Annotated in this window: 8 protein-coding genes; 6 read left to right on the top strand and 2 right to left on the bottom strand. The window is 50.4% G+C overall.

The features are described from left to right. Window positions 1-162 precede the first annotated feature (162 nt). The 6 genes from ACEW8P_RS10400 to araA are packed head-to-tail and all read left to right on the top strand — an operon-like array spanning window position 163 to window position 7,684. Window positions 163-1,785, top strand: coding sequence for an arylsulfatase (locus ACEW8P_RS10400; protein WP_373513017.1), 1,623 nt, complete (start codon window positions 163-165; stop codon window positions 1,783-1,785). 58 nt (window positions 1,786-1,843) lie between these two features. Further along, on the top strand, window positions 1,844-3,052 hold the full coding sequence (locus ACEW8P_RS10395; protein WP_373513016.1) for an AAA family ATPase: 1,209 nt from the start codon (window positions 1,844-1,846) through the stop codon (window positions 3,050-3,052). Then, a complete protein-coding gene (locus tag ACEW8P_RS10390) occupies window positions 3,042-3,617 on the top strand; it encodes a DUF4276 family protein (protein WP_373513015.1) in 576 nt (191 codons plus the stop codon). Before ACEW8P_RS10395 ends, ACEW8P_RS10390 begins: the two co-directional genes overlap by 11 nt. Next, a complete protein-coding gene (locus ACEW8P_RS10385) occupies window positions 3,614-4,528 on the top strand; it encodes an MBL fold metallo-hydrolase (protein WP_373513014.1) in 915 nt (304 codons plus the stop codon). Before ACEW8P_RS10390 ends, ACEW8P_RS10385 begins: the two co-directional genes overlap by 4 nt. A 23-nt stretch (window positions 4,529-4,551) precedes the next feature. Continuing rightward, a complete protein-coding gene (locus tag ACEW8P_RS10380) occupies window positions 4,552-6,201 on the top strand; it encodes a ribulokinase (RefSeq protein WP_373513013.1) in 1,650 nt (549 codons plus the stop codon). Next, on the top strand, window positions 6,194-7,684 hold the full coding sequence (gene araA / locus ACEW8P_RS10375; RefSeq protein ID WP_373513012.1) for an L-arabinose isomerase: 1,491 nt from the start codon (window positions 6,194-6,196) through the stop codon (window positions 7,682-7,684). The genes ACEW8P_RS10380 and araA overlap by 8 nt, the downstream gene beginning before the upstream one ends. Window positions 7,685-8,257: 573 nt before the next feature. On the opposite strand, the gene ACEW8P_RS10370 is transcribed toward araA, so the two are convergent. Next, window positions 8,258-8,737 carry an RNA polymerase sigma factor gene (locus ACEW8P_RS10370; protein WP_373513011.1) on the bottom strand — a complete coding sequence of 160 codons (480 nt, stop codon included), beginning with the start codon at window positions 8,735-8,737 and terminating at the stop codon, window positions 8,258-8,260. A 3-nt stretch (window positions 8,738-8,740) separates the two neighbouring features. After that, a complete protein-coding gene (locus tag ACEW8P_RS10365; RefSeq protein ID WP_373513010.1) occupies window positions 8,741-10,132 on the bottom strand; it encodes a serine hydrolase domain-containing protein in 1,392 nt (463 codons plus the stop codon). Window positions 10,133-10,415 lie beyond the last annotated feature (283 nt).

Below are 10,415 nucleotides of genomic sequence, written 5' to 3'. Positions count from 1 at the left end.
CTGCGCGGCGGTAAAATCGCCCTGCAATCGGAAGGCGCGGAGCTGTTTTACCGGAATGTCAAGGTGAAGCGGGTGTTGGCTCCGCCCAAAGAATTTAGCCTATAGGCGGGAGAAAATACCCCTCACTGGCTTTTTTTACATCAATAAAAACCCGTACGAATCATGCTGACCCCAGTTCTCCTCGCAATTCTTTCGCTGCTTTCTTTGTTCCACGTCCCCAATGAGCCACCGACCCAGCCTAAGTCCGTTACTCAGAAGCCCGCTATGGAAAAACCCAACATCGTCCTCATCATGGTGGACGACATGGGCTGGAGCGACATCGGCTGCTACGGTGGCGAAATTCCGACGCCCAACATCGACCGCCTGGCCAAGCGTAGTTTGAGGTTCAAGCAGTTTTACAACACGGGCCGCTGCTGTCCCACGCGGGCCAGTCTGCTCACGGGGCTGTATCCGCATCAGGCGGGCATTGGCCAAATGTCCGAAGACCCCGAGCGGCCCGAAGCCTACCATTGGGGAACGCCCGGCTACCAGGGCTTCCTCAATCGTGAATGTGTCACGCTAGGCGAAGTCCTGAAAACCAGGGGCTACCGTACTTACATGACTGGAAAATGGCACGTAGGGATGGACGGCAAGGAGAAATGGCCCCTACAGCGCGGTTTCGACCACTATTATGGCATCCTGGCCGGAGCTTCCAGCTACCTCAAACCACAGGGCGGGCGTAGCGTATGGCTGGACAACGAGAAACTTGCCACGCCTACCGACCCAGACTACTACACCACGGACGCCTTCACGGACGAGGGAATCAAGTTTTTGAAAGAACAAAAAACCGAGGACCCGTTCTTCTGGTACCTAGCCTACAACGCCCCGCACTGGCCGCTGCAAGCCAAGGAAAAAGACATCGCCAAATTCAAGAACACTTACAAAATAGGTTGGGATAAAATCCGGCAGCAGCGGCTGGATGGGCAAATCAAGATGGGCCTGATTGACCCAAAATGGGGCTTTTCCGGGCGCGACAGCCGGGTGCGGCCCTGGGAGAAATTGAAGCAGTCGGAAAAAGACACAGTGGCCTACCGCATGGCAGTCTATGCCGCGCAGGTGTATGCCGTGGACTACAACGTGGGCAAAGTACTTGACTACCTGGAAAGCAAAAAGCTGATGGATAACACTATGATTATCTTCCTGGCCGACAACGGAGCCTGCGCCGAATTTTACGACGAGCTGGGTTCGGGGCCATTCAGCTACATCAATGACCCGCGATACAGCAGCGTTTCCTACGGCATTGGATGGGCCAATGCTTCTAACACGCCTTTCTTTGAGTACAAGGTCAAGCCCTACGAAGGCGGCATCGCCACGCCCATGATCGTGCATTCGCCCAAACTGCCCAAAAATCGGCAGGGCAAATTCACCAATGAAGTCGGCCATCTGATTGATTTCATGCCTACTCTCGTGGAAGCCAGCGGAGCCACGTACCCGACTACCTTCCACAACGGCCAGAAAATCAAACCCATGGAGGGACTGAGCCTGATGGGTATCATCGAAAAAGATGCGCCTATCGAGCGCGAGTGGCTTTTCTGGGAACACCAGGAATACTGCGCCGTGCGGAAGGGTGATTTCAAGATGGTCAGGAAAATGGGCGACGGTGCCTGGCAACTCTTCGACCTCAAAAACGACCGCACCGAACGCCGCGACCTCGCCGCCCTGCGCCCCGAATTGGTGCAGGAGATGAACCAGAAGTGGCAGAAATGGGCGGATAGCCATCAGGTGTTTCCGAAGAAGGTGCAATGAAGGCAATGTGAATTTGTCGTAAATTGCTCTCATCTTCCAAACGCAAAGTGCATCCCCTATGATAAAGTCGATCGAGATAACCAATTTTTATAGTTTCGATTCGTGCGTGGTTCAGCTGCATCCCGAAACAAGTATTCTCATTGGCATCAATGGCTCGGGAAAATCTAATTTTCTGAAAGCAGTCAAGCTGCTAAAAGAAGGCGTAGCGGGCGTGGGACTCAGAAAGCACATCCTTGACAATTTGGGGGGAATTGATAATTTTTTATTTAAGGGGAATTCTAAGGATTCAAACGCTCAAACCAGCACCATTCGCTACACTTTTGAAGGGCCTTCGATAAGCAAAGAAGGTAATGGATTCAATTTTACAGATGATATAATCTACGAGATAAATGTCGTGAAATCTTCAAGTCTTTCAAATTTTTATGTTGAAGAAAATATTAGGAACTCAAAAGGATTTATTTATTTGACATTTGAGAACGGAAAAGGCTATCTCAATGAAAGAGTTAAAGAAAATAGTAGTAAAACTAGTTTAATAAAATACGATGGTTTTGATTCTCAGGAATTAGCCTTGAAGGAAATAAACGACCCCGACCGTTACTACGCATTGACAGCCCTGAAAAAAGCCATCCGGGATATTGTAGTATATGATTATTTCGATACAACACCAAAAAGTGCCATTCGTAAGCCAGTACTTCCGACTTCCGAAAAGCGCCTTGCTTCCGATGGGGCTAATTTGCCACAAATGCTGAATACAATAAAAATTAACAATAAGCCATACTATCGTAAAATTACCGATATGCTCAACGAAGTTAATAGCAATTTCACAGGCTTTGATTTTAATTTTATTGGGGGAAATATCGAATTGATGATCGAAGAAAACAAATTGGATAGTGCCGTACACGTCTCCAATATTTCGGATGGTACTTTGCGCTATCTCTGCTTGTTATCCATTCTGTATAATCCCGACCGAGGGCGATTTATTTGCATAGATGAACCCGAGGTAGGTCTGCATCCTGATATGATTTCCAGCATTGCCGACGCCGTTAAAGAGGCGTCCGAGTCATCGACCATCGTTATTTCCACGCATTCGGAAAGCCTGCTCAACTACTTTGAAATCGAGAACGTGCTGGTCTTTGAGAAAGATGAAGGCAACGCCACCGTTGTGAATACTTACACGAAAGAAGTATTTGAAGGCTGGTACGAAGACTTCGCCTTGGGGCATATGTGGAAACAAGGCGACCTAGGAGGCGTAAGGTATGGCAGCTAAGAAGATCATACTTTTTATCGAAGGAGAACCCAATAGCTCAAACGGAGATCTGCGTCAGGGTTTTACAAAACTATTAGAACAAAAACTGACAGGAAAACTTCCCAAAATTATTCTGGGAGGAGGAAAAGAACAGACTATCGACAAATTTTTGAATAATAGATTGGCGGGCGACATTTTTTTGCTACTCCTTGATTTAGATGATGCCGAAACGCAGCGAAATGCCGACTTGCGAAACCACAGGCTTGAATCTCATTCTGAAAGAGTATTTTACATGATCCAGGAAATGGAAGCTTGGTTTTTATCTCAGCCGGAGGTTTTGGATAAATTTTATGGTTTAGATAAAACTGGCAAAACTGTATCAGAGAAGTTGAGCAAGAGGAAAGCAGAAGAAATAGCCAATCCAAAAGAGGAACTCATCAGAATTACCCAAAATCCACGCGAAGGCGGAAGAGGGGAATACCAAATCATCAAACACGCCGTGGAGTTGCTGAAACTGTTGGATGCCAACAAGCTAGAAAAAGATTCAGCAGATTTTAGAAAACTCGTTCAGCGCATTGTATCATGAGAACTGTGCGGTTCTTTATCATCCTGGCTCTCCTTTCTTTTGACTCTTTTGCCCAGAATCCTTACGCCATCATCCTGGGCGTAGCACAAGACGGCGGATATCCGCAAGCGAGTTGCCAGAAAGAATGTTGCCGGGCGGTGTGGCTGGACAAGAATCGGCACGGGTCGGTTTCCTGCATCGCAATAGTCGATCCGGTGAGTGGGCAAAGCTGGCTTTTCGACGCCACGCCCGACTTCGCCGACCAACTCCACCGACTCGAACTGGCGACTAAAAATCCTGCACCGCTCGCGGGTATCTTCCTCACCCACGCCCACATAGGGCATTATACCGGACTGATGCACCTGGGGCGGGAAGTGATGGGAGCGGAGAAAATGCCCGTTTACGCCATGCCTAAAATGAAGGCCTTTTTGGAAAATAACGGCCCGTGGAGCCAGTTGGTCAGCTTACAGAATATTGAAATTCGGCCCCTTACGGAGGGTAAAGAACTAGTACTGAATGAGCGCATCAAAGTGACGCCTTTCCGAGTGCCGCACCGGGATGAGTTTTCGGAAACGGTGGGCTACAGAATCAAAACGGCGGGTAAGTCTCTGCTTTTCGTTCCCGACATCGATAAGTGGCAGAAGTTGGAGCAAAACCTGGCAGAAGTCGTAAAGGCCAACGACTTCGTGCTGATCGACGGTACTTTCTTTCAGGATGGAGAAATTGCCCGACCAATGAGTGAAGTACCGCATCCCTTTATCCGAGAGACTATGGACTTGTTAAAGGATCTGCCCAATTGGGAGAAAAACAAGGTTCATTTCATCCACTTCAACCACACCAATCCTGTTCTGCGCCCCAATTCAGTGGAAAGCGACAAGGTTCGAGAGCGTGGCTTTCGCATTGCCGAAGAAAATCAGAAGATTCAGCTTTAACTGAAAAAACACTATACCCGTAAATGAAAAATAAATTGACAGACCTATACACCATCGGCATCGACTATGGCACGGATTCCGTCCGGGCGCTGGTGGTGAATACCCGCACTGGCGAAAGCGTCGGCACCGCTGTCCACTACTACGCTCGTTGGAAGAAGGGACTTTATTGCGAGGCAGAGGTTTCGCAGTTTCGGCAGCACCCGCTCGATTACCTCGAAGGGCTCGAAAGCGTTATGAAAGGTGCCTTAGCCGAGCCACCCGCCGAAGTCCGGCAAAACGTCGTCGGCATGTCGGTAGATACCACGGGTTCTACGCCCGTGGCGGTGGACCGGGCGGGTACCCCGCTGGCCTTGCTTCCCGAATTCGCCGAAAACCCCAGCGGTATGTTCATCCTCTGGAAAGACCACACCGCCAACGCCGAAGCCGAGGAAATCAACCAACTCGCGCATCGCTGGGACGTGGACTTCACCAAGTACGTCGGCGGTATTTATTCTTCCGAATGGTACTGGGCCAAGATTCTACGCACCCTGAGGGCCGACCCAAGCATCCGCGAAAAGGCTTTTTCCTGGGTCGAGCATTGCGACTGGATTTCCGCCGTGTTGACGGGGAACACTGACCCGCTGACCATGAATCGTTCGCGCTGCGCGGCGGGCCACAAAGCTATGTGGCATAATGAATTCGACGGATTACCTTCCGAAGAATTCCTGACCAAACTCGACCCGCTGCTGTCCGGCCTGCGCGAACGACTTTACACCGATACCCACACCTCTGACCAGGCGATGGGGACGATTTCGCCCGAGTGGGCCGAGAAGCTTAGCTTGCCCCAAAATGTGGTTATTGGCGTGGGTGCTTTCGACGCCCACATGGGCGCTGTCGGAGCAGAGATCGAGCCGTATGCCTTTGTTCGAGTCATGGGTACCTCCACCTGTGACATGCTTGTCGCGCCGAACGAAGAAATCGGCCATTTGCTCATCAGAGGCATTTGCGGGCAAGTGGATGGCTCCATCATTCCCGGGATGCTAGGTACCGAGGCGGGACAATCGGCCTACGGCGACTATTACGCTTGGTTTCAAAAAATAATTACCGAACCCGTGCGGGAACTGCTGGGCGATGAAGCCGCCGACAAACTGAGTGAAAAGTTGATTCCCCACCTCTCGGAAAAAGCCGCCAAGCTGCCCGTGACTGAAAACGATCCCGTCGCTACCGACTGGATCAACGGACGCAGGACGCCCGACGCCAACCATACCCTGAAAGCCACCCTGACGGGTCTGAACCTGGGAACGGATGCCGTGATGCTCTTCAAAGCCATTGTCGAAGCCACGGCTTTTGGCTCAAAGGCGATCGTGGATCGGTTTATTCAGGAAGGCGTACCCATCAAACAGGTAATTGCTATCGGCGGCGTTGCCAAAAAGTCACCTTTCGTGATGCAGACGCTTTCTGACGTGCTGGATATGCCCATCCGGGTAGCCAGTTCGGATCAGGCCTGCGCTTTGGGTGCCGCCATGAATGCCGCCGTGGCGGCGGGCGTTCACGCGGATCTTGCCGCCGCCCAAAAAGCGATGGGATCGGGTTTTGACGAAAGTTATTCGCCCGACCCGGAAAAAGTCCCTATTTATCAAAATTTATACGCCCGGTACCAGTCGCTGGGAAAATTCACGGAAAACAATGGTTGATTTAAAGTCTTACGAAATCTGGTTTGTCACGGGCAGTCAGCACTTGTACGGGCAGGAAACCCTGCGGCAGGTGGACGAGCATTCCAAAACCATCGCCGAGTCTTTCGATTCGGCTTCGCAAATCCCGGTGCGGGTAGTCTTCAAGCCCGTGGTCAAAACGCCGGAGGAGATTCTGGCCGTTTGCAAGGCGGCCAACGCCACGCCCAACTGCGTGGGGATCATCACCTGGATGCACACCTTTTCGCCCGCCAAAATGTGGATCGGCGGCTTGAAAGCCCTCCAACTACCGCTGCTGCATCTGCACACGCAGTTCAACCGCGACATCCCCTTCGCAGACATCGACATGGACTTCATGAACCTCAACCAGTCCGCCCACGGCGACCGCGAGTTTGGGTTTCTGGTCACGCGCATGAAGATCAGCCGAAAGGTCGTCGTCGGCCACTGGCAGAGTGAGGCCGTTCTGGCGCAGATCGATGGCTGGGCGCGGGTGGCGGTGGCCCGCTACCGGATGCAGACGATGAAGGTGGTTCGCTTCGGCGATAATATGCGGCAGGTGGCCGTGACGGAGGGCGACAAGGTGGAAGCCCAAATCATGTTCGGCTTTTCGGTCAACACCCACGGCGTGGGGGATCTGGTAAAAATCATCGACCAAGTCACAGACAATGAGCTGAATGCTTTAATTCAGGAGTATGCGGATACCTACCAGCTGATGAATTCCCTCGTGAAAGGCGGAGCCATTCGTGACTCGCTGGTCGAAGCGGCCCGCATCGAGTTGGGCCTGAAAGCTTTTTTGGAAGATGGCGGCTACTCGGCTTATACGAATACTTTCGAGGACTTACACGGAATGCGCCAATTGCCCGGCATCGGTTCGCAGCGGGTGATGGCGGCGGGCTACGGCTACGGCGGCGAGGGCGACTGGAAAACCGCCGCCCTGGTTCACACGCTGAAAACGATGGCGACGGGTCTGCCGGGCGGTAACTCGTTCATGGAGGATTACACCTATCACTTCGACTCCCAAAACTCAATGGTGCTCGGCTCGCACATGCTGGAAATCTGCCCCACGATCGCCGCCGGGCAAGTGCGCTGCGAGGTGCATCCGCTCGGCATCGGCGGTAAAGAGGACCCCGTCCGGCTGGTGTTCGATGGCGCGGCGGGTTCAGCGCTCAATGTTTCATTAATAGACTTGGGTAATCGTTTTCGGCTGCTGGTCAACGAGGTGGAGGCTGTCGAAATCACGCAGGATTTTCCCAAACTACCTACCGCGCGGGTACTTTGGAAACCACAACCTAGTATGGAATTGGGGCTGCAAGCATGGATTCTGGCCGGAGGAGCGCATCATACGGTTTACAGCCAAAATCTGACGACCCAGCACATCGAAGACTTGGCAGAAATGCTGGGTGTGGAGTTAGTGGTGATCGACAAGAATACGACTATACGCGGCTTGAAGAAGGATTTGCAGCTTGGGGAGGTAGTTTATTCGTGACCTTCAGCCGTAACTTATCATCTCACGATTCGCCGAGTTGACTTAGCACGACCTCCAAACTCTTGATCCTTTTTCTCCAAAGCTTTGATAGAAAGAAGATTTGAACAAAAAATATTAATAGTATCCCCAATAAAATAAGGTACTTATTGCTATTGGAAAAGGAAATAGTCGAGGTAAAAAATAAGATCAAGCAAAGGAAAGCGACCACCCGCGATAGTACCGACACAATCGCGTACCTTCTAATTTTCGCCAGGTAGTTTTTTAGCGATTCTTTCAGGTCAAAACCTGCGACAATGTTTCGCGTGGATAGATAGCCCAAAATATTATGAAATATCACCAGCAACACGCCAGCCACTAGTAATACGTTGGCGTAGATTGGTTTTTGATCCCCGTCGAACCCATTATAATAGGCCAAGAGGAACACCGAAAACAAAGTTGTCTCAATAACCAGCTGTCTTTTAATTCCTTTCAAAACCGGGTGCTTGCTTTCTTGAATCATTTGGCGCAATGATTTGGTGGGCTTCCTATCTGAAGCCACGTTTTTCCAGTCAGATTTCAGGTCGTCGAGTTCCATCAGTTTATATTTAAAAGTTTCTTGATTTTTGTTTTGATGCGGTTGAGTTTTACGCCTACGTGACTCTCGGTCAGGCCAGTAAGTTCAGCTATTTCCCGATAACTTAGGTCGTCGAGATAAAGGGCGATTAATGCTTTTTCGGGGTCGTTCAACTGTTTCAGGGCGGCAAACATTCTTTCCTCGCGCTGTTGCTGTTCTGCGTTCCAATCTTCATTGTCCCGCTCAGGGAAAGAGTCAGTAAAGACGAGTCGAGGCGTTTTTTTTCGATAGGTGGCCATAGCCGTATTCAAGGCGATGCGATACATCCAGGTGGTAAACTTCGCCGTACCGACGAATGAGGGCAGGGAACGCCACAGTTGATAGATGATTTCCTGAAATAGATCTTCTTGATCTTCCCTGGTATCGCGGTACAAGCGACATACCTTGTGAAGTATTCCCTGATGCTGATCGATAAGGGCTAGAAACTCGGTCTGTTTCATCGATTATTGCTTTGAAAAGGTGACCTTCTGCCCTTTCCTTTCTGCCTCTACCCGCGTGATATTCCCTTCCTCATCGGACTGAAAGTGTAGCGCCACCTCTACTTTCTTACCATAAAACCGGAATCGCTGTTCAGGATATATTTCGAAAATTGGATTATTACCCAACTTGGCGTAAAGCTGATTTCCCGATAGAGAAATACTTAGCGCCATGCCATTTTCCGCCACGTACTTCCCGGACATCTTACCCAAATGCTCCGACGAAAGTTGTCGTTCTATATGAATTACGGGTAATTCAAAATCTTCTCCGAAAACAATTTTTTCTATATCGTGCCAAAGTTCGTTGACGGGTAAGGCAGACACGTTGCTCAATATTACGATACTCATTTTTTCTTTCGGGTAGATCACCGAAATAGCGGAGCAGCCGAATGTACCACCACCCGTATAATATGCCTTCCGCTTTCGATCATCGCCGGATCTGATGAACCAGCCGTACCCATAAGCGTCTTCATTGCCGTGCACAGGTTGCTGATTGTGAACAGAAAACAGTTTCTTCTTTATTTCCTCGGTCCACATTGTGTCGGCCAAAAGTCTGCTGTTCCATCGGGTCAAGTCTTCCGCCGAAGCGTATAAATCCCCTGATCCTTTCATCAAACTGAAATCACGGTTGGGAGCCACCATCATAGAATCGCCCAGCATATGGTACGCGCTGGTCAGCTGAGGGATTATTTTTCGCGACGAAGCAACACCCGTGTTCGCCAGCCCAAGCGGAACCGTCATTTTCCTGGCCACGATATTGGCGTAGGTGTCCTGATAGACTTTTTCCAGCACACTAGCCAGCAGGAAATAGCCGGGGCTTGAGTAATGAGTTTCTTTGCCGGGATCAGCTAATAGTTTCAGATCGAAAATTTCGGCAATCGCCTGTTTATCGCTCAACGGTAGGAAAGATTTGATGTTCCAGTAGTTCGCAATGCCCTCATTGTGGGGTAGGCCAGAGGTATGCGTCAGGAGTTGGTGAAGGGTAATTTTTTGCCAATTGGAATCGGTTAGCTCAGGAAAGAAATGTCCTAGCGAGTCCGCCAACGTTAATCTGTCTTCTTCCTCGGCCAAGAGTGTAAGGAGGGCGGTGAACTGCTTGGTAATAGACGCTATGCGGAAGACTGATTTAGGGGTAACGGGTACGCTTAGTTCGCGCGAGGCCAATCCTACCACGTCCTGGTAGATGATGTGATTGTCAATACTTACCATCACCACACCGCTGAACCTCATTCTCTGCTGTTGCGTGGTTAAGTATTCGTGGAGCACTTTGTCAACGACTAGCTTAGACTGGGCGTAGCCTCGAGGACAATGAAAGTACATCAGGACTAAAACGGTAAGCAAGATTTTGGGAAAGTTCATAGCAGTTGTTTTTCCCCATAGGTTGCAACAAAGCAGAAAAACTTACAGAAGCCCCCATTTTTTCTGGTAAAAGAGCAAACTGGATAAGCAGCACTTGGGTGGCCTATCCCTTGGCCAAGGTGCAAAACTTGGCTTGCTGACGCCCTTTGAAAATCCCGCCCTCAAACGTAACTTGCACGCATGGAGCATTTCGTCGTATCGGCCCGCAAGTACCGCCCTGTCACCTTCGATTCGGTGGTGGGGCAATCGCACATCACTACCACGCTCAAGAACGCCATCCGCA

It is taken from the genome of Persicitalea sp. (assembly GCF_041751555.1).
Lineage (GTDB): Bacteria > Bacteroidota > Bacteroidia > Cytophagales > Spirosomataceae > Persicitalea.
The sequence above is the reverse complement of the archived record's forward strand: the minus strand, read 5'-3'. Positions and strand labels throughout refer to the sequence as shown.